The organism is Streptomyces sp. Xyl84 (assembly GCF_059731885.1).
This window is the reverse complement of record NZ_AP029183.1, coordinates 35,248-53,681: the sequence shown is the minus strand read 5'-3', so window position 1 is coordinate 53,681 and position 18,434 is coordinate 35,248. Positions and strand designations below refer to the sequence as shown.

Below are 18,434 nucleotides of genomic sequence, written 5' to 3'. Positions count from 1 at the left end.
ACCTGTGACACGCAGGACCTGGGACGCGCTGAACACAGTGACCCCGGTCGGGGTCACGCCGCCTGCTCTCCGGGGGGAGGTACGCGGGCGGCATCAAGACAGGGGCGGGCCCGCCCCCTGTTCATCTCGCAGCGTTTCGAGCGGAGTTCACGCCGATGATCAGCGTCATAGTCGCCGCGTACGACCTTCACGGACAACTGGGGGTCTGCCTGAATTCGATACTGAACCAATCCTTCCGGGACGTGGAGGTTGTCGCGGTCCTGGACCAGTCCGCTGAATGCCCTGCGGGCTTGGTGGATGACTATGCTCGGCGCGATGGTCGGGTCTCGGTCGTGCGGCTGACGGGAGTCGCCGGCATCGGCCGAATACGCAACGCGGGGGCGGAGCGCGCCGCCGGTGACTACCTGCTGTTCCTGGACAGCGATCACATCATCGGGGGTGAAACGCTTCAGGCGATGGCCGATCGGCTGCAAGCGACAGGCGAGCCGGATGTTCTTCTCTTCGGGCACACTCGCCTCCATCGCGGCCGCTCATGGCCCGGTGCCGCCGCCGATCTGCTCGCCCGGCAAGGACGTGAGTCTTTCGCCCCGCTCGATCAGCCCGAGCTGTTCGGTGCTCCCGCCTACTCCTGGGACCGTTTGGTCCGCCGCGACTTGTGGATCCGGCAGGAACTCGCGTTCCCTGACGGTCTCCACGAGGAGGTCGCAGTCGTCCACCGCGCCATGCTCGCCGCTGACCGGGTCGCCGTCCTGAAGTGGAACTGCGTCCAGATCCGCCGTCGGCACACTCAACACCCCGCAGGCTCACCGGACGGCACCCACTTCGACGTCTTCAGCCGGTACGAAGAGAGCTTCGACTTGCTCGAGGAGCGCGACGCCCTGGACGTTGTGGCTCCCTTTCTCTTCACTCGTATGATTCGTCACTACCTCTTCCTCCTCAATCTGGAGGGATGTCTCTCCCGCTCCGAGCGCCCTCAGTTCTTCCAACGCGCCAGCGAGCACTACCGGCGGTTCCTCCCCGATGGCTACGAGCACCCCGAAGGCCGGGAGGGTGTCAAGTTCCAACTCGTGGCGAGCGGGAGATACGGTGCGCTGGAGGCCGCCAGTCTCCCTCAGCGCGCGCGGGGTCTCGTCTCCCGGGGCGCCGCCGTCCGCGGACGGTAGCCCCAGGCTGGGCGACTTCGACGGTTGCTGCCGCCGACAGAGCGGCGCCGCATGTACCGCACCCTGCACCGCCGGGTCAGCGCGTCCACCCAGATGAACGCATACGGTCCGGCGTCCAGCAGCCGGTTGCGAGCACCAAGCCGCCGAAGCTCTGGGAGCGGCGCTGCGGGACGTCCCGCCGAAGGTCGAGGTACGACGCAGCCTCGTGGAAGGGCCGACCCGCCGCGTGCTCCTGGGCGCCGCGTGCGAGGCCGATCTGCTCGTGGTCGGTGCCTGCCGTCGTCCGGGGCACTTCGGGCTCCAGCTGGGCCGGATCTCCCCCACCGTCCTGCACCACTCGCCCTGCCCGGTCGCCGTGGTGCCCGTCGCGGTCACCGATGACCGGGCACGGACCCGCTCCGCCGAGGAGAGACGCCACGGCTACCAGGGCGGCTGACGGGGACGGTCGTCTCTACCCGGTCGGTACCGCCGACTCGACGCGACCCGGGGATGTGAGGGCGGTCACCGCTCGGGCCGGAAGACGGGACGCAACGCAATACCTGGCGTCCGGACGAGGGGAGGCGTCGTCGCCACGTCGGCGCCGACCCGCCTCCCTGCCGGAGGGCCGCCCCGCGGGTGCGGTCGACCGGGGGAGGAGAGGGCAGACGCTGCGGACGTACCGGACCGAGGGGCCTGCGCCCCTCCCGCCGAGTACGCAGCACCGGTTGCTTCCCGGAGGGGGAACGAGCACGGCGCGGGGAAGGTGCACAGTTCGGGGAAGGAGCACCGGCGCTACCGCAGGGGATCGTGGCCCCGGCTCATCAGTGAGTGGCGCCAGCGTGTTCCGCGTACGTCACCGGACGGCCGCTGCGCGAGGTGGCGGCGGATGCAACCGACCACCTTGCGCATGTGCTCGTAGTCCGGCTCCGACAGATCCGCCTTCTTCTTGCGCAGGATGGCCACGATGCGGTGCCCCAGGCATGGCCCGCAGACTCGCCGCCGTCCGTGTGCCGACCGGCGGCCCGGGACTCCTCGGTCGCCGGCCACTCCTGCAACGCAGACGGTGGCATGTTGTCCACGTCCCGAAACGCGTCCCCCGTCTCGCGTCGGTGTTCGACCGGCACCGAAGGCTACTTCTTTCTCTTCAGGGCCGACGGTTTGTGGACGGCCGACCGTCCGCTCTTGTCACTGCGGACCTGGTACTGAGGCTCTTCCGGCGAAGCATCCACCGTGCGGCCGGCCGCCTCGGTCCGCTCGGTGATCTTCTTCTCCACCTGGCCCGTGGTCTCGCTGCCGTGGCTCCGCCAGGCGACTTCGTCGCCCTTGGCCGGGTCCTTCTTCCTGGACGAACTGTGCTTGGCCGTCATCACGGCGTCCTTCCGAACACAAGCGGACAGTGTCTTGTCCAGCATGGCGGTCGTCGCCTCCGCCCGCACATCGACGCAGCGCGTGCCGGCACACCGCGCCCTCGTCGAGACGCGGCACATACTCCTCGCACAGGGGTCCGCACGGGTCCGCGTGCTCCGGGCTTCCGCGCCCGCGGACGTGCTCCTCGCGCACGGGCGCCACAGCCCGGTCGGCGGATCACATGCGGTCCTGCAGGGGAATGCGCAGGTCACGTACGCATATTTCTGGTGCGTCGCGGTGCCGGCTGTGGCAGCCTCCCCCCATGCCGATCGTTGACGTGTCTCCTGCAGTGGCCCTCGCGTACGAGGCCTTCGGTGACCCCGGGGACCCCCCTGTCCTGCTTGTGATGGGCTTCGGGGCGCAGATGCTCGCCTGGCCCGAGGATTTCTGCCGGGCGCTGGCAGATCGCGGTCGTTACGTGATCCGGTACGACAACCGCGACTGCGGGCTGTCCACCAAGTTCGAGGATCACCCCGTCGACATGGACGAGTTCATCGCCGCCGTGACCGCGGGAGACATTCCAGCCGCGCTCGCGATGGTTCCCTACCGGCTCTCTGACATGGCCGACGACGGCTTCGGCCTGCTCACCGCGCTGGGTGTCGAACGTGCCCACGTGGTCGGTGCTTCGATGGGCGGAATGATCGCTCAGACAATGGCCCTCTCCTGCCCCGAGCGGGTTCTGACCCTGACGTCGATGATGTCCTCGACCGGCGAGAGCGAGTACGGCCAGGCCAGCCCGGAGGCCCAGGCGGTGTTGTTCAGGCCCAGGCCCGCGGACCGTGAGAGTCACATCGCGGCGGCGGAGGACGAACTGGTCTGGGCTTCCAAGCGGTACGGGGACGCGGCGGTGTTGCGCGAGCTGGCCGCCGCCGGCTACGACCGGGCCTACTACCCCGCGGGGGTCGGGCGCCAACTCGGTGCGATGATCCTCAGCGGCTCACGCGCGGACGCACTTCGCGAACTGCGGGTGCCGACGCTGGTGATCCACGGCCTGGAAGACACGCTGATCGACCCCAGCGGCGGTCGACGCACCGCGGACCTGGTGCCCGGCGCGCGACTCCTGCTGGTCCCCGACATGGGTCATGATCGCCCGCGGGAACTCTGGCCCACGCTCATCGATGCCGTGGTGGCCCACAGCAGCTGAGCAAGTAGCCACCCGGCGGCGGAACTTGCCTTCGGCAGGCTCGATGCAGTGTTTGCGGACCGGGGGAGAGCCGGGCTTCCACCGGCCCTGTGTGGTCGGGTCCCGGCCCGCTTCGCCGGTCTCCTGGCCGGACCCCGGCGCAGGGGGTGCGCGGTGACCGCGCGGTCGCCCGGAGCTTCGATCTCGGCGGTCCGGGCGTGGGCCCTGGCGAGGGAGAAGGCCAAGGAGGGCGGTTGGTACTTCCACCCCTCCTACAACCTGAACCTGTGCATGGACTCGCCGAACGCCTCCGACGACAGGCCTGTCATCTGGCGGTGCAAGGGCAACTCGAACCAGCGGTTCAACGTCTACGGCACCAGCGTCTACGGCGGAAAGTACTTCATCCAACTGCGCCGCAACGGGCGCTACGTCACGGAGGACGGCCGGGGCGGACAGGTGGTCATGGCCTACCGGCTCAGCGACTTCCACCGCGCTTCTCTATGGAAGTAGCGCTCCCGCCACCATGCCCTGCAACGAAACCGTGCCGGGACCGGCGCAGCGGACGGATGGCCTGCCACGCCACTGATGACGTCGTGGTCGGCGCGTGACCTCCTTCTCGCCCGCGCCGTCCCCCGCCCCCCCATTCGGTGTGGGCGAAGCAGGGGCTCAACCCTCCGGAACCGGCCCGCGATCCGGGCCATGACCTGGTCGGACATCGCCGACCGACGGGCAGGGTCTGGGCTATGCCGTGCAGCCACCGCACGATCTTCAAGAGTCGACACAACCCCCGATGATCACGCGATGGCCGTGCCCGTTCCCTGCCGGGTCCGATACAAGATCACGAACCCGGACTGAGGTGTCAGGAGCGATCGAACAGAGTAACTACGCTCTGCGGTGCTTCCTGGCCGAAGAAGATCTCCAGGTTCTGCGCCGAGCGGCTGGCCGCGTCGCCACTACGCAGGAACAGCCGCTCTTCGTAGGCGGTGAGCGCGACCTCGATGTCGGGTTGCTCAACCAGCTGGCGCGCCAGGTCCGCGCCGTCGTACATGGCGAGGTTCGCACCCTCGCCGGCGAAGGGCGACATCAGATGCGCGGCGTCGCCGACGAGCGTCATGCCGGGCACCCTGTCCCATTTGAGCCCGACGGGCAGGGCGTAGATGGGTCGGAGCCACGGTTCCACGTCGCTCTGTGTCACGAAGGCGGTGAGCAGCGGTGACCAGCCGTCGAACTCGTCGGCAAGTTGACGGAGGCCAGCGGACGGGTCGCCGAAGTCGATCGACCTCATCCACTCCTCGGGCTTGTTCAATGCCACGTATCCGCGCACGTGCCCGTCGGCGTAGCGATGCGCGATGATGCCTTTGCCCGGCGCGACCGCCATCAGCGTGCCGCTGCCGATCGCGGCCACGCTCGCCCGGCACTCCTGGCCGCCCGGGGCGAGGGCGATCTCGATGAAGCAGGTTCCGCTGAAGACGGGCTTGGCGGGGGTGAGCAGCGGACGCACCTTCGACCAGGCACCGTCCGCGCCGATGACGATGTCGGCGCGCGTGGCGGAACCTTCCGCGAAGGTCAGGACGTAGCCGCCCTCCGCACGATGCCGGACCGAGGCGAGCTTGTGACCCCACATGATCGTCCCGGGCGCCAACGAGCCGATGAGCAGGCGCCGCAGTTCGCCACGATCCACCTCAGGACGGGCCGAACGGGGGTTCGCAGGCATGTCGAACAGGATCGTTCCGTGGCGGTCCACCACGCGCTTGGCGTCCTCGCCCGGGCGGACCAGAGTGAGGAACTCGTCGTACAGACCGGCTGCGCGAACTGCGACCTGGCCAGTCTCTTCGTGGATGTCGAGCAGGCCGCCTTGCGTACGGGTCGTCGCCGAGGCCTCACCCTCGTAGACCGTCGCGGCGACGCCGTGAGCCTGAAGCACCCGGGCGAGCGTCAGCCCGCCCAGTCCCGCTCCGACAATGGCGATGGTCTTCTGCACGCTGCGCTCCTCTGTTGCGCCGGCACGCGCCGGCGATGGTCAGCGCCGAAAGGGGACGGGGTGCCCGATCTCGGCAAGGAGACGCTCACCGATCAGAACCATCTGCATCGATGTATGCGCGATGTCCGGCGGGTGGACCGCGGAACACCGTTTTTCGCGACCTCGTGACTATAGCTCGGCATCCGCCTCGCGGTGACCGGGGCCGCTCATGCTGCGACGCACCATGCCAGCCACGTTCATCCTCGACAACCGCCTCGACCGGCTCGGCAGTGCTGCCGGAAAGATGACACTCGCGGGTCGGCCGTGACGACGAGGACTGGCCCGACAGCCCGTTCCTTCTCATCGCCGACGAACAGACTCCAGCCTCGGCGGAGTTTCCGTTGCTGGCCGTGAACAACCTGCCCGACGAGGACGACGTCCCGTTCAGGATCACCCTTGCCGCGGCGGTTCCTTCGTCGTCCACCTGGAGCTGGGCAACACGAGCTTCGATGACTGGGCCCGCGGCGTCGGCACCGACGGTGTCTACCGAGGGCAGCACTACTGACAGTCGCCGTTTGTGGGCGAGTGAACCGCCGGGGTCCGGCCGCTGGGCACCATGCACGCCGCGCTCTACACGTACCCGGAACACCGCACGGAAGCGAACGGGAAGTGTCGTCTCGCTCCCTCACGGAGCCTGATCACGCCCCACAGGTGCGGTCGGTTCGTCTCGTCTTTGTGAGGACGGCTCTTCATCGCGGCATTATCCCGGTTGGCCGGATTCACGCTGTCCCAGTCTGGGGGACTCATGAATGCTGAAGGCGCCGGCTGTGGTTCGCGGCAGCCGCCCTTGCATCCCAGAGAAGAGGACCGCTCCGTGCGCGCATCCATCCGAACCGGGCTCATCATAGGTGCCGCCGCCGGCGTCATGCTGACCACAGCGACCGCGGCCACGGCGGCCACTCCCCGCGCACCGCAGGCGTACGTCCAGCGGTGCACCAACCTGGGCAACGGTGACCTCTGCATCGACGTCACCGGTGGGGTGGGCCAGACCGGCCGCATCGGGGTCGGCTACTGGAAGCACGCGGGGGACATAGTCCACGTCCGGCTCGGCTGGCAGAACACGACGGGCGGCGCCGCGAACTACAGCCGCACCGTCCACGGCCCGCTCTTCCCGGGCGATGACACCGGCACGGAAGTGTGGACCACCTATCTCGCCGCAGGCTGTGTCTACCCGCTCATCGAGGTGATAGAGCAGTACACGATGAAAGGCCAGGAAGTCTGCGTGCCGGCGTGAGGGCACCCGCGTCGTCCTCGGCAACCATTGCGGCACGGGTCTCACCTTTCGGCCGGGCAAGGCCGTGTGAGAACGGGACCGGCTCATGCCGACTGGAACCGATGCCCGCCGTCGCCGCGACCCCCGCTCTGCGCCACGGGGAGAAAGCGGGACGGGCGGCGAGCCGCCCGGCTCTCCTACGGGCTGCTCCTTGACCGGGCGCCGTGGCGCGGCCGAGGTCACCGTGATCTTCAGTACGGGACCGGTGGCGGCGTCTGGGATGGAGATCGATTGCCCGCGGACCAGCTGGCGGCTGGGCGGAGGCGAAGGCGCGCAGGGCGTCATCGCGTTACAACTCGCGACCTGAACAGCCCTCGCGCGAACGATAAGCCGCATCACCGCGCACCGGCCTGTCACCCCTCTCACCCCAGCAGTTATCGCGAGCCGTCCGGGGTGCGGGACGGTCGCCTCACAGGAATGGGGATGCGCGCGGTGCGCCGGAGCCCGTACGGGACCTGCGGATGACCGGCCGTGCAGCCGGCCTGACCCACGCACCATCGACCCTGCCGTGAAAACCTCAGTACCGGAGGACGTGACGGTGAGCTGTGAGTTCGAGCTGAGCCCGAACATCGACGGTTACCCGGGCACGGGCGAGGTCTACGTCACCGTGCTCGGAGTCTGAGGGCGACAGCCGCTGACCACCCGAACCAGTGCCCCCGGTGCTCGGTGCTCGGCGCGGGGCGCCGCATGAAGTGAGCCGCGCGGCGTGCCGTGTTGTCCATGACCGCGGCCAGTCGCGCCCCGGTCCCGTCGAACGGTACCTCGACCACCTTCCGCAGGTGTCCCTCAAACTCGTAGGACTGCTGCGCGGCCGCGAGATTGGCCACGCGTGGCTCTCCCGCCGTCCCATCAGCTTCAGCCCGCCGAGAGGCCCCGCTGATCAATGGCTCGTCCGATCCTCGATCACTCCTCGGCGGTCAACCCGTGCAGTGGGCCGGAGGCGAGGACTCTGGTGACGAAGTTCGCCAGTTGTGCCCGCATTCTTTCCCTCGGAATGCGCTCTTCTCCGGCCAGGTGTTCGACGAGGTCGGCTCGTGTGGCGGCGAGCAGGGCGTGGGCGGTGAAGTCGCTGCCGGTCAGGCCGGGGATCTGCTCCAGTGCCGCTCGGAGCAGGCTGTGCCACCGCTCGTAGTGCTCCGCCCGGTACGGGCTGCTGCTCCCGCCTTCCTCCAGGGCCAGCGCGAGGCGCCGGTTGTCGAGTTTGAAGCACAGGACGGCGTCGAGCAGGGCGGGTACGCGATCGCGTGGCGGGGTCGCGGGTCCCAGGGGTGGTGGGCCGGTCTCGACGGCCTGCCTGATCGGTTCGAGCCGTGCCTCGTACAGCGCGCGGAGCAGCCCGGCGCGATCGCCGAAGGCCCGGAAGAGCGTGCCCTTGCCGACGCCGGCCGCAGCCGCGACGTCGGCCATGGTGACGTCTTCGGGACTCTGGCGGCGGGTGAAGAGGGCATCGGCGGCCGCGAGCACGGCTTCCCGGTTGCGGATGGCGTCCTTGCGAGACGACTGGCGTTCGGACATGTCGCTCCCCTCTCTTTGCAAAACGGACCCGCGGTCCATATCGTTGAAGCGGACCCAGGGTCCGGGTTCTATGACTGGAGGATACCCATGTCCGCACCGACCTCCCCGGCGGATCTGTACCGCCACAGCCTGCGGCTGCTGCTCGACAAGAACATTCCCGCGTGGGTCGCCCTGTGGGCCGAGGACGGCCTCATGGAGTTCCCCTTCGCGCCCGACGGCTGGCCCCGGCGTCTGGAGGGCAAGGAGGCCATCGCCTCCTACATGCGCCACTACCCCGACCACATCGACCTGCACGACTTCCCCGACCTGCGGCTCCACCAGACCACCGACCCGGCGACCATCGTGGTCGAGATGCGCGGCGTGGGCCGCCTGGTGGAGAGCGACGCTCCCTTCGACATGACCTACATCGCCGTCGTGACCGTTCGAGACGGACACATCACCTCCTACCGCGACTACTGGAACCCCCTCGCCGTCCAGGAGTCCGGCGCCGACTTCACCGGGAGCAGCCGATGACGACCACCGGCACCATTTTGGTCATCGGCGCCACCGGCACCACCGGAAGCCGCACCGCCGCACAGCTGACGGCCGCGGGTCACCGCGTCAAAGCCGCCAGCCGCCGGGCCACCCCGGTCGCCGGCACCGAGCCGGTGCCCTTCGACTGGCACGACCCCGCCACCCACGCGGCCGCCCTCGACGGCGTCGACCGCGTCTACCTCATACCGCCCGTGGGTGACTCCGCTCCCGCGGCGACCATGCTTCCGTTCCTCCATCAGGCCCGCATTGCCGGCGTGCAGCGCGCGGTGCTGCTGAGCTCCTCGGCCATCCCCGAGGGCGGCCCGGCGGTGGGAACGGTGCACCAGGCCCTGCCTGATCTGTTCGAACAGTGGGCGGTACTGCGGCCCTCGTGGTTCATGCAGAACTTCACCGGCACGCACGCGCACGCCCGCAGCATCCGCGACGAGGGCCTCATCTGGACCGCCACCGAAAGCGGCCGGGTCGGCTTCGTCGACGCCGAGGACATCGCGGCCGTAGCCGTCCGGGCTCTGACCGACGAGCAAGCCCCCAACACCGATCTCGTCCTCACCGGACCCGAGGCACTCAGCCACGACGACATCGCCGCGATCATCACCGGGGCCACCGGTCGGCTGGTGGTCCACCGCCGTCTGTCCTACGAGCAGATGCGCGACCGCCTCACGAAGCAGGTGCCGGGCGAGTTCGCCGCAATGCTGGCGGGCATGGACCGTGCCATCGCCGAAGGGGCGGAGGACCGCATCACCGACACCGTCCAGCGCCTCACCGGTCGGCCCCCGCGCACCTTCCAGGCCCTCCTTGAGAGGGAGCTGCGACGCAGCAGCTGATGTTCCAGGAAGATCAGCAGTTCTGGTTCGAGACCCTGCGTGATCTCGGCCTGGCCGGCGGGCCGGTGGGGCTGGGCCTTCTACGCGAGACCGGTGGATTTCGGGAAGTGATCCGGACACGGCCGGGACGTCCGTTCAGAACACGCGATCGCGCCGGATGTGGTGCGGGACCAGGTCGAGGAAGGCATGCAGCGCCCGCGTCGGCGGACGCGTCGCGGAGGCGACCACGCTGAGCGTCCAGGCCAGCCGGGCGTCCGCGAGGGGGGACGGTGCAAACGGCGTCCCCGGCCGCCGCAGCGAAGTCCGGGGGCAACAGCGCCACGCCCAGGCCGTGCGCCACGTAATCCGCGATCGTGGTGATGTCTGAGACCTCGATGAGGACCCGCCGGAACAACTTCTCCTTCGTAAACGCCTCGTCCGCGTTCTGACGTTGCCCGAAACCGGCGGGCATGTCGACGGAGGCTTCCCCGGCGATGTCTCAGAGCCGCGCACTCTTCCGGCGGGCCAGTGGGTGATCGGCGGGGACCAGCAGCTGGTCGGTGACATGTTCGGCGTCATGCGGGCGACCCTCGCCTACCAGCAGCTGATCCTCGCCGGTGCGGCCGGGCCCATGGACCGTGTTCCCGGCCTGCCCACGTTCGACGCCGCGGACCTGCTGTCCTTCGCGACCATCGAGGGCGCACGGGCCGCGGGGATCGAGGACCGCACCGGCAGTCTGACCCCGGGCAAGGAGGCAGACCTGATCATGATCCGCCTCGATCACGCCCACATGCTGCCCGCAACGGACGCCGCGGCCACGATCGTCGCGGGCGGCCACGCCGGCAATGTCGACCTGGTCGTGGTGGCCGGTGCCGTCCTCAAGGAGAACGGTGTACTGAAGGGAGGCGACGCCGTCTTCGACGAGGCCGCAGCCTCCCGTGACCGGCTCTTCCACGCCGCCGGTCCGCCGCTCCCGGTCTGAGCCGACCACCAGGCAGGCGCGGGCCGACGCGAACGACGTCCCGGCCGGCAGATGCACCTCACCGTGGCGCACCGGAAACTGCTCCGACACGTACCCGGCGTCCCCGGAGCAGCGGAGCTGCGCACCCACTGCGCGACCGGTGTCCCGCACCGCGCAGATTCACCGTCAGGCCCGGGGCCTCCGTGTGTCCTCGCCGGACGCTCGGCGGCCGCGTTCACGGAACTGGTCATGCCATGCCCCGGACGACGGCGACCGGGCAGTGCGCGTGATACAGGAGGGCCTGGCTCACCGAGCCCAACAGCATCCCGGAGAAACCACCGCGCCCCCGGGCTCCGGCCACCATCAGCTGCGCATTCCGGCTCGCTTCGATCAGGGACTCACGGATCTCACCGCTCAGCACTTGCTGCCGGACGGTGATGTCCGGATACCTTTCCTTGCGACCGGTGACTGACAGGGCCAGCAGCCGCTCCGCGCTCTCCGCCCCGGTGCCGGGCGGCGCCAGGTCGGGCTGCCACGCGTGTAGGGCGTAGAGCTCGGATCCCCGCAACGAGGCTTCGGCGAAGGCGAATTCAACCGCCTTTTCGCCTTCAGGGGAGCCGTCGACGGCCAGCAAGACCGGTCCGACATCATCCGGCTCCTCACGGACCACCAGCACCGGACAATGGCTCTGGGCCACCAGAGACACCGCCGTGGAACCCAGAAGCACACCGACGACCTTCCCGATGCCCCGGCGGCCGACGACCACCACATCCGCGGTTCGCGACTCGGCCGACAGCACCGGCACCGCGTCGCCGACCACCACGGCATGGGTGACCTCCACCTCGGGCACCACACTGCGGGCGCGTTCCGCGGCGTCATGTGCCAGGCGGTTGAGTGGCGCCGGGTCCAGTGGCGCGTACATGGGCCTGGCCGGCCAGCTCAAGGCGTGCACCACACGGAGCCTTGCACCACGCCGCCTGGCTTCCCGGGCAGCCTGTGCCACCGCGGCGTCGCTCGACGACGAACCATCCACTCCCACGACGACCAGACCACTCATCGCGCCTCCGCGCTCGCCTCGATCCAGCACCCCCCGTCAGGCACTGCGATTCCAAGCCTCACTCCGGCCGAGCCCGACCGCCAGCCGACCACGGCCAGGAGGCCCCACTGCCACCACTCGCGCGGCTGGTCACCCGCCGGCGGCTGATGATTCTTCGGTCATCGAAGTGCCCCCCGGCCGCCCGGGGGCGGAGGCGCGCAGCCGGGGGACCCAGCGGCGCGGGGTGGTCACATCGTCCGGGCCGGTCAGCCGGGGCTGTGCCCAGGCGGCTTCTGGATGTCGCTCGGCCTCGGCGACGAGCCGGGCGAGGACGTCGGGGCGGGGGAAGCTGGCGTCGTTGTCGAGAAAGTACAGCCAGTCGGCCGGATCGGCCGCCTCGTGCAGCGAGTCGGCGCCAGCGTTGCGACCGCCGGGGATGCCGATGTTCTCGGGCAGGCACACGGTGAGCACACCGGGTGGCACGTCCTCGGGCTTGCAGCCGTTGCCGACGACCACCATCCGCACGTCGACGCCGCTCTGGGCAAGGAGTGTCGCTTGCGCGGCTGCTTCCTCGGCAGGGCGATCATTCATGGTGAGAACGACGACGTCGACGCGTGGGCGGGACATGGGTTCCTCCAGGCCGCGGCGGGCCGTGTTGTGGTCAGGGCGTGGGAACGGGGGTGCCGGTGAGGTGTTCGGCCTGGCGGGCGACGAGCGGGGCGAGGTGAGGGTGGACGCCCCGGGAGCACGCCTGGAGGAGTTGTCCGAGGGCGATGAGCTCTCCGGTCCGGCCGGCGTCCGTGTCCAGGACATGGCTGAACTCGCGCCGGATCCGGGCGGCGGTCGCCGGCGCGGCCAGCGAGTACGCATGAAGCAGACCCAGGTCGTAGCCCACGGGCAGCCGGCCCCAGTTCTCCCAGTCCAACAGGACCAGGGGCGCACACGTCAGGTTCGCCCAGTGCAGATCGGCGTGCCCGGTCGTTGTCTCACGGATCCGGACGGGGTCGATGCCGAGGAAGCGGCGGAAGTTCCGGTCGACCCAGTTCTGCCGTACCGATTCCCGGTCGGTGGGCACCGTAGCGAGCGTCCCGAGCGCGGACTTCAGCTCCGCCCACCACGAGTCCGGCAGCACGACGTCCTGGTCGAGAACGGGAGTGCCATTGGTGACCGGTGGGACGGACACGTACTCGGTGAGCTCCGCCCGGTAGGCGATGTCCGGTGAGGTCCAGTCGAGAACGCCGCGAAGCCGCGGCCGCGGTACCGACCGCGGCACACGCGTATCAGCGGTCGCCGTCCCCTCCCACAGCCGTCCGCCCGCCTTGCTGGCCTCGGCGGAGACGATGCGCAGCCAGCAGTCCCCGGCCCGCCGCCCCAGGGTGCGGCCCTGCCACCCCCACACCTCCCGCCCCGACGCGGACACCCGGAACTGCTTCGCCGCGGCCGCGTGCGCGCGACGCATCCTGTCGCGCTCGTCGCGCTCCGCCGGGGCGGCGAACACCGCCTGCCGCACGGCCCGTTCCACCGTCACACCCCCTCCGCCACGACGTCGGCCACAGGTCGCTCAATGGGGCCGGGCAGCACCGCGTCACGCCCTGGCCACCGGAACACCAAGCGGCAGTGCAGCTTGTCCAGGACGTCGCCGGCGGGCAGCGCATCGTCGGGCGTACCGGCCGGGAAGACCGTCAAAAGGGGATCGGCGTGCTGGTCGTTGTCGTCGGCGCGGATGTGGCGGTCCCAGGCCCGGACCGTGGCCACCAGCCGCTCGGCGAGCTCGGGCCCCTGCTCGCCAAAGGCATGGGCGACCCACTCCCACTCCTTGCCCTGTGGGCTGTCGCCGTTCTTGGTCTGGACGTGCATCAGGTAGGCCAACGACGCCCCGCCGACGATCGCGGGGGCGTCGTGGTCCTTCGCGATGGCGGTCACCCCCTTCTCCGGGTCCTGGTGGGCAACCAGGCGGCAGAAGCCCGGCAGGGTGGTAGCCGCGTACAACTGCAGGGAGCCGAAGTACGAGTTCGCCCCCATCGTCACACCGGTCGCGACCTCTTGCCGCCGCCCGCGCAACGCCTTCTCCAGGCCCTCCGTGTCCGCGGCGGCGCCGTCGTCGAAGCGGAGCGTCAGTCCGCCGTCGAGAAGGGGGACGACCGGGACGGCGTGGGCCTGCTGCCCCTGGGCGTGGACGAAACCGCAGTAGGTGAAGCGGCGGGCGTGCAGCACCTCGCCGCGCCGCTCGAACGCGATCGCCCTGGTGTAGCCGCCCATCTCCAGCGGCAGGACCAGGCGCCCGCCTTCGGCTAGCTGCTCACGCCAGGCCGGGGGGATGTCCCAGCAGTTGTAGGTGATCACGCCGGCGTCGAAGCCGCCGCGGGGAACGAGGTGGGCGGCCGCGCCGAGCGCCGCGTCGGCCTCGACGGCGGTGACGCGTCCGCTGCCGGCCTCCGTGAGGAAGGCGCGGGTGCGGCGTACGACCCACGGGTCGATGTCGACGCTCACCACGCGACCGTCGGGCCCGGCGACGTGGGCGAGTAGCTCGGCGTTGTAGCCACCGGATCCCGCCTCGAACACGATCGCACCCGGCTGAAGACGCAGGCTCTCGAGCATGTCGGCCTGGAGCCAGGCCGCGGACACCGAGCTGATCGCCGTCCCGGTCTCGTCGCGTCGGGTGATGACGGCCCGGTCGCCGCCGTCGTACGCGGCCACCAGGTTCGCTTCCGGGGCGAAACGATGGCGGGGCACTGTGCGCAGCGCGTCGCGGACGGGCTCGGACGGGGCCCAGCCGCCGTCGATCACCGTCTGGGCCATCACCTGGCGCAGCCGGACGGCCTCACCCGGCTCGCCCGGCACGGGCGGCCGATCGGCGGCGAGCGGGTAGGAGACCACAGGCGGCAGGTCGGGGATGACGCCAGGCCACACGCTGTCGACCGCGAGTGCCGCCGGGACGAAGACCGCGCCGACACAGGCGAGAGCGTGCAGGTCGAAGAACTCCCAGCGGGCGGACTTGTCCGCCTCCGCGTTGGTCAGGGTTCCCGTCCACGCGGTGATGCGGACGACGGCCGTGAGCCTCGGGATGCCGTGGCTGTCGTCGACCAGCATCGTCACGACGTGCGCATCCGCCGGGTCGGCGACCAGGCCCGTCTCCTCGGCGAGCTCGCGGACCGCCGCGGCGGCGAAGTCCTCCGGGCCGGAGGTCTTGCCGCCGGGCAGTTCGAGCATGCCGCGGCGGGAGCGGCCGAGCAGGACCCGGCCGGCGTCGTCGGTGACGACGGCGAGGGCGCCGGTCAGGGCATGGGCGGTGGTCGGCCGCTTCTCGACGGCCCTCGTGCCGGCGTGGCAGGGGCCGCGCAGGACCAGGAAGGCCAGACCGTCCGCGTCCAGGCGGTCCACCGTCTCCCACCCGGCGGCGAGCACGGCGATCTCGTCCTCGTCCAAGGCGATCCCGCGCCGCTCCTCGGGCGTGGTCTCCGCCACCGGGGTGATGACGACGAGAGCGCCGCCGTCCCGCAGCCGCTCACCCAGCCCGTGAAGGACGCGCCCCCTGTCCTGCACGAACGGGTACATCAGGCGGAGCGTGATCAGGTCGTACCCGTCTTCATGAAGCGGGGCGGGGTCGTCGCGCTCGATGTCCAGGTGCAGCCAGCGCACGCCCTCGACGGCGGCGTGCTCCTCGCGGGCCCGGGCGAGCGCGCTTTCCGTGAAGTCGACGGCGTCCACTGTGTAGCCGAGGGAGGCGAGGTAGGCGGCCAGCTCGCCGGTGCCGCAGCCCACGTCGAGCGCGCGGCCGCCGCCGTCCGGGGCGGGGGCGTGTTCGGCGAGGAGCTCCCGCTCGCGCTCACCGACGTGCCGGAACCCCTTTCCGTCGCTGAAGTGCCTCTCCCAGTCGTCGCGGGCTGTGTACGTCAACGTGCTGCTCCTCGTACGTAGGCGTGTGGTGTTTCAAGGGCGTTGTGCGGCGCGGAGCCGGGCCAGCGTGCGCCGGCCGCGCTCGACGAGCTCGGGATCGCCGTGGGCAGCGCCGTAGGACATGCCGGAGACGGAATCCAGGACGGACAGGACCGTGAGGTGAGCCTCTTCGTCCGGGGTGAAGCTACGGCCGTAGCCGTTCATCACGGCCTGGAAGAGGTCGGGCCGGCCGTGCCAGGTGTCGGAGAGCCGTACGAAGTCCCGCACGGCCGGGCCTTCTTCCGACCGCTCGAAGTCGATCACGTACAGAGCGTCGGCGGTCTCGTCCCAGCGCAGATTGCGGAGCTGGAAGTCACCATGCGTGGGCACCGTCATCAAGGGGGCCAGGCCGGCGGCCCTCTCGGCGGCGGCACGGATGAACTGCTCGTCGCCGGGGCCGAGGTGGGGAAGGGCGCCCGCGAGGTGGCGCTCCAGCTTCCCCAGTGGCAGGCCGTCGGCGGCCGGCCGGGGCGGGGCGCTGTGGTGGATGGCCGCCGCGAGTTGCCCGATGCGGTGGAAGATGAGGCGCTGCTGCTCGGGCGGGTGGACGGCGCCGGGCAGGGTGCGGCCGCCCACCGCGGTGAGCACGACGGCCCGCAGCGTGGGGTCGGCGGTCACCAGCCGGGGTGCGGCCGCCCCGAGGGCGGCGACCCAGCTGCGAAGGGCGTCCACTTCACGATGGTGGAAGCGGGCATTCTGGTGGATCTTGACGTACCACTCGCCGCCCTCGGCACCGGTAGCCCGCCACACGCGGCTCTCCTCCCGCGCCCAGGACACGTCCGTCCACGCGGTGATCCGGCCGACAGCCTGCTCGGTGAACGCGCGCACCGCCCGGTCCGGGACCGCGCCGCGCACGGCGGGTTCAGGGAGCAGGACCAGCCGGTCGGCGGACCGGTCGTAGGCGATCGGGTCGCCGGGCTCCTGGAAGTGCACGGCCATCCGCGCGCCGGCCCGGTAGGCATCCAACCCGGCCCGGCAGTACGCCACCATCGGCTCCGGTAGGGCGTCGAAGGCGAACCACCCCATGGCGTCACAGACATGGGGCTCCATGACCTCCGGGGTGCCCTCCCACCGATCCACCACGAAGAACACCCCGATCCTGGCGCCGCCGGCAGGGGCCCGGTGGTGCACGGTGACGGCCGCCCGGACATCGGCCCGGTCGATGACGACACCGGCCTCCTCCCGGGCCTCACGCACCAGGGCAGCGACCATGTCCTCCCACGGGCCGTCCAAATGCCCGGACACGAGATGCCAGCAGCCAGCCGCGTACACGTCACCGGCCCGCCGCGACAGCAGCACCTCAAGCCCCGCCGCGCCCTCGCGCACGGCAATCAGGTGGACGTCGAGCGGCTCGGTGTGCCGCTGGGTGCCGCTCACGCAGCGCCGCCGGGGCGGCACGCGAGCAACACGGTGAACACCGCTTTCCGAGGAGGCGCGGTCATGGCACCTGCCGGGGCACGGCGGCGAGAGGAGGAAGCGTCCAGGCCAGCGCCTTCGGGCCCGCGCCGGAGGTGACGTGCTGAGCCTCGACGCTGTCACGTAGGTCGACCCGGTACTGCTCGGGCCGTCCGGCCTGCTCCCAGCGCGCGTGGAGGTTCTCAAGTTCAGCCCAGACGTCACGCGGCCCATGGACTCGGACGGTGCCGTCGCCAGGGCCAGCCACGGCCCAGGAGTCGTCCTCGGCCGCGACGACGGTCATCGTCTCGGCCTGGAAATCCCGGACCAGACCGGGAGCGAGGTAGGCGGCGGCGAGCCAGAATCCGTACGCCTCGTCCGGCGGCGGCGTGAGCCGCGTGGACCGTGCCGTACCCGGGTCGTCTTTGATGCGGGCGCGGTGGTCCACAGCGTTGAGCCACCGATAACCGAGCAAGGGCCGGTACCCGCGCGGCCGGCCCCGCAGGAGCGCCTCGACCGTGCTGTCCGCGGTGCGGGTGACGAGGAGTTGTCCCGGCCAGCTCGGCGTACGGGTCGCGAGCGTCGTGACCAGCTGGCCGCCCGGCGCGAGCTGTTCCACCCACGGCGCCGGGACGCACGGCACGCCGATGCCGGAGTGGATCCGGTCGTACGGCGCCCTCGCCTCGTGCCCTTCGAGCGCGTCACCCTCGATCACCTCCGCACCGACACCGAGACGGTCCAGGTTCCGCTGGGCGAAGGCCGCCATGTGCCCGTCCCGCTCCACGCCGGTGGCGAGTCCGGGGCCGGTGATGGCGGCGGCGAGTGCGAGGGAGACGCCGGGGCCCGGCCCGAGCTCCAGATACCGCTGCCCGGAGCCGAGTTCCATGGCTTGGAGGACTTCGATGGTGGCGGGGGTGTAGGTGGACATGGACGTCATGTGTCCGCCTGTGACCGGCCCGCGGGGGAGTGCGTCGAGGGGTTCGCCGTCGCGCTGGAGCAGGATCGACTCGTCGCTGTGGATCAGGTCGAGCCATTCCTGGCGGTCGTCGGGGTGGGAGCCATCAAGGAGGCGCCAGTCGATCGGGTCCGCGCCCGGGTCGCTGACCCGGACGTACGCGTGCGGGAGCAGAACCTCGCGCGGCAGGCGAAGCAGCGCGTCGCGCAGCAGCGAGTCGGTCAGGACACCTTCGGCCGAGAGCCGGTCGACCATGCCCGCTCGCCGACGGCTTGTCGCTTCCTGGAGATCAAGAGGCATGAACGGGGCCCTTCACGGGAGTGGAAGGAGCAGA

Annotated in this window: 17 protein-coding genes and 3 pseudogenes; 9 read left to right on the top strand and 11 right to left on the bottom strand. The window is 70.5% G+C overall.

The window, feature by feature from the left end; genetic code table 11:
- The first annotated feature begins 155 nt into the window (after positions 1–155).
- Together AC6I72_RS31830 and AC6I72_RS31825 are read left to right on the top strand one after the other, a co-directional pair.
- Complete coding sequence (locus AC6I72_RS31830) at positions 156–1,163, top strand: glycosyltransferase family 2 protein (RefSeq protein WP_498004930.1); 1,008 nt, start codon at positions 156–158, stop codon at positions 1,161–1,163.
- Between the two features lie 115 nt (positions 1,164–1,278).
- Positions 1,279–1,599, top strand: a pseudogene (locus tag AC6I72_RS31825) (universal stress protein); the annotation flags it as partial.
- A gap of 335 nt (positions 1,600–1,934) precedes the next feature.
- On the opposite strand, the pseudogene AC6I72_RS31820 reads toward AC6I72_RS31825, so the two are convergent.
- Both AC6I72_RS31820 and AC6I72_RS31815 read right to left on the bottom strand, forming a co-directional pair.
- Positions 1,935–2,212 (bottom strand): annotated as a pseudogene (locus AC6I72_RS31820) (DUF3140 domain-containing protein).
- Positions 2,213–2,272: 60 nt separating this feature from the next.
- A complete protein-coding gene (locus AC6I72_RS31815; protein ID WP_498004929.1) occupies positions 2,273–2,509 on the bottom strand; it encodes a hypervirulence associated TUDOR domain-containing protein in 237 nt (78 codons plus the stop codon).
- Between the two features lie 302 nt (positions 2,510–2,811).
- Between AC6I72_RS31815 and AC6I72_RS31810 the strand changes: the two genes are divergently transcribed.
- Both AC6I72_RS31810 and AC6I72_RS31805 read left to right on the top strand, forming a co-directional pair.
- Positions 2,812–3,693 carry an alpha/beta fold hydrolase gene (locus AC6I72_RS31810; protein ID WP_498004928.1) on the top strand — a complete coding sequence of 294 codons (882 nt, stop codon included), beginning with the start codon at positions 2,812–2,814 and terminating at the stop codon, positions 3,691–3,693.
- A gap of 153 nt (positions 3,694–3,846) precedes the next feature.
- Positions 3,847–4,182, top strand: a complete 336-nt coding sequence (locus tag AC6I72_RS31805) for an RICIN domain-containing protein (RefSeq protein ID WP_498004927.1) — start codon at positions 3,847–3,849, stop codon at positions 4,180–4,182.
- A gap of 349 nt (positions 4,183–4,531) precedes the next feature.
- On the opposite strand, the gene AC6I72_RS31800 is transcribed toward AC6I72_RS31805, so the two are convergent.
- A complete protein-coding gene (locus AC6I72_RS31800; RefSeq protein ID WP_498004926.1) occupies positions 4,532–5,653 on the bottom strand; it encodes an FAD-dependent oxidoreductase in 1,122 nt (373 codons plus the stop codon).
- 326 nt (positions 5,654–5,979) lie between these two features.
- On the opposite strand from AC6I72_RS31800, the pseudogene AC6I72_RS31795 reads away from it, so the two are divergent.
- Positions 5,980–6,330 (top strand): annotated as a pseudogene (locus tag AC6I72_RS31795) (hypothetical protein); the annotation flags it as partial.
- Positions 6,331–6,557: 227 nt separating this feature from the next.
- Positions 6,558–6,926: a hypothetical protein gene (locus tag AC6I72_RS31790; protein ID WP_234438738.1), complete on the top strand. Its 369-nt coding sequence runs from the start codon at positions 6,558–6,560 to the stop codon at positions 6,924–6,926.
- A gap of 942 nt (positions 6,927–7,868) precedes the next feature.
- On the opposite strand, the gene AC6I72_RS31785 is transcribed toward AC6I72_RS31790, so the two are convergent.
- Positions 7,869–8,480, bottom strand: coding sequence for a TetR/AcrR family transcriptional regulator (locus AC6I72_RS31785; RefSeq protein WP_498004925.1), 612 nt, complete (start codon positions 8,478–8,480; stop codon positions 7,869–7,871).
- 87 nt (positions 8,481–8,567) lie between these two features.
- Between AC6I72_RS31785 and AC6I72_RS31780 the strand changes: the two genes are divergently transcribed.
- Both AC6I72_RS31780 and AC6I72_RS31775 read left to right on the top strand, forming a co-directional pair.
- Positions 8,568–8,993, top strand: a complete 426-nt coding sequence (locus tag AC6I72_RS31780; RefSeq protein WP_498004924.1) for a nuclear transport factor 2 family protein — start codon at positions 8,568–8,570, stop codon at positions 8,991–8,993.
- Complete coding sequence (locus AC6I72_RS31775) at positions 8,990–9,838, top strand: NmrA family NAD(P)-binding protein (protein WP_498004923.1); 849 nt, start codon at positions 8,990–8,992, stop codon at positions 9,836–9,838. Before AC6I72_RS31780 ends, AC6I72_RS31775 begins: the two co-directional genes overlap by 4 nt.
- A 13-nt stretch (positions 9,839–9,851) precedes the next feature.
- Here AC6I72_RS31775 and AC6I72_RS31770 read toward each other — a convergent pair whose 3' ends face one another.
- On the bottom strand, positions 9,852–10,289 hold the full coding sequence (locus AC6I72_RS31770; RefSeq protein WP_498004922.1) for a LysR substrate-binding domain-containing protein: 438 nt from the start codon (positions 10,287–10,289) through the stop codon (positions 9,852–9,854).
- 60 nt (positions 10,290–10,349) lie between these two features.
- On the opposite strand from AC6I72_RS31770, the gene AC6I72_RS31765 reads away from it, so the two are divergent.
- Complete coding sequence (locus tag AC6I72_RS31765; RefSeq protein WP_498004921.1) at positions 10,350–10,799, top strand: amidohydrolase family protein; 450 nt, start codon at positions 10,350–10,352, stop codon at positions 10,797–10,799.
- A 226-nt stretch (positions 10,800–11,025) separates the two neighbouring features.
- Here AC6I72_RS31765 and AC6I72_RS31760 read toward each other — a convergent pair whose 3' ends face one another.
- The 6 genes from AC6I72_RS31760 to AC6I72_RS31735 form a co-directional block, all read right to left on the bottom strand.
- The gene (locus AC6I72_RS31760; RefSeq protein WP_498004920.1) at positions 11,026–11,835 is read right to left on the bottom strand and encodes a universal stress protein; all 810 of its coding nucleotides are present in this window, start codon (positions 11,833–11,835) and stop codon (positions 11,026–11,028) included.
- 129 nt (positions 11,836–11,964) lie between these two features.
- Positions 11,965–12,441 (bottom strand): glycosyltransferase family 2 protein, encoded by a 477-nt coding sequence (locus tag AC6I72_RS31755; RefSeq protein ID WP_498004919.1) that lies wholly within the window; start codon positions 12,439–12,441, stop codon positions 11,965–11,967.
- A gap of 34 nt (positions 12,442–12,475) precedes the next feature.
- Positions 12,476–13,342 carry a hypothetical protein gene (locus AC6I72_RS31750; protein ID WP_498004918.1) on the bottom strand — a complete coding sequence of 289 codons (867 nt, stop codon included), beginning with the start codon at positions 13,340–13,342 and terminating at the stop codon, positions 12,476–12,478.
- Positions 13,339–15,711 (bottom strand): methyltransferase, FxLD system, encoded by a 2,373-nt coding sequence (gene fxlM, locus AC6I72_RS31745; protein ID WP_498004917.1) that lies wholly within the window; start codon positions 15,709–15,711, stop codon positions 13,339–13,341. Before fxlM ends, AC6I72_RS31750 begins: the two co-directional genes overlap by 4 nt.
- A 33-nt stretch (positions 15,712–15,744) precedes the next feature.
- Positions 15,745–17,127, bottom strand: a complete 1,383-nt coding sequence (locus AC6I72_RS31740) for a phosphotransferase (protein ID WP_498004916.1) — start codon at positions 17,125–17,127, stop codon at positions 15,745–15,747.
- Positions 17,128–17,188: 61 nt separating this feature from the next.
- A complete protein-coding gene (locus AC6I72_RS31735; protein ID WP_498004915.1) occupies positions 17,189–18,400 on the bottom strand; it encodes a methyltransferase domain-containing protein in 1,212 nt (403 codons plus the stop codon).
- Between the last annotated feature and the right edge of the window lie 34 nt (positions 18,401–18,434).

Bases quoted from the DNA above. Each gene is read 5' to 3' on its own strand.
- AC6I72_RS31830 (WP_498004930.1), top strand. From the start codon at position 156: ATGATCAGCGTCATAGTCGCCGCGTACGACCTTCACGGACAACTGGGG.
- AC6I72_RS31815 (WP_498004929.1), bottom strand. From the start codon at position 2,509: ATGACGGCCAAGCACAGTTCGTCCAGGAAGAAGGACCCGGCCAAGGGC.
- AC6I72_RS31810 (WP_498004928.1), top strand. From the start codon at position 2,812: ATGCCGATCGTTGACGTGTCTCCTGCAGTGGCCCTCGCGTACGAGGCC.
- AC6I72_RS31790 (WP_234438738.1), top strand. From the start codon at position 6,558: ATGCTGACCACAGCGACCGCGGCCACGGCGGCCACTCCCCGCGCACCG.
- AC6I72_RS31785 (WP_498004925.1), bottom strand. From the start codon at position 8,480: ATGTCCGAACGCCAGTCGTCTCGCAAGGACGCCATCCGCAACCGGGAA.
- AC6I72_RS31780 (WP_498004924.1), top strand. From the start codon at position 8,568: ATGTCCGCACCGACCTCCCCGGCGGATCTGTACCGCCACAGCCTGCGG.
- AC6I72_RS31775 (WP_498004923.1), top strand. From the start codon at position 8,990: ATGACGACCACCGGCACCATTTTGGTCATCGGCGCCACCGGCACCACC.
- AC6I72_RS31770 (WP_498004922.1), bottom strand. From the start codon at position 10,289: ATGCCCGCCGGTTTCGGGCAACGTCAGAACGCGGACGAGGCGTTTACG.
- AC6I72_RS31760 (WP_498004920.1), bottom strand. From the start codon at position 11,835: ATGAGTGGTCTGGTCGTCGTGGGAGTGGATGGTTCGTCGTCGAGCGAC.
- AC6I72_RS31755 (WP_498004919.1), bottom strand. From the start codon at position 12,441: ATGTCCCGCCCACGCGTCGACGTCGTCGTTCTCACCATGAATGATCGC.
- AC6I72_RS31735 (WP_498004915.1), bottom strand. From the start codon at position 18,400: ATGCCTCTTGATCTCCAGGAAGCGACAAGCCGTCGGCGAGCGGGCATG.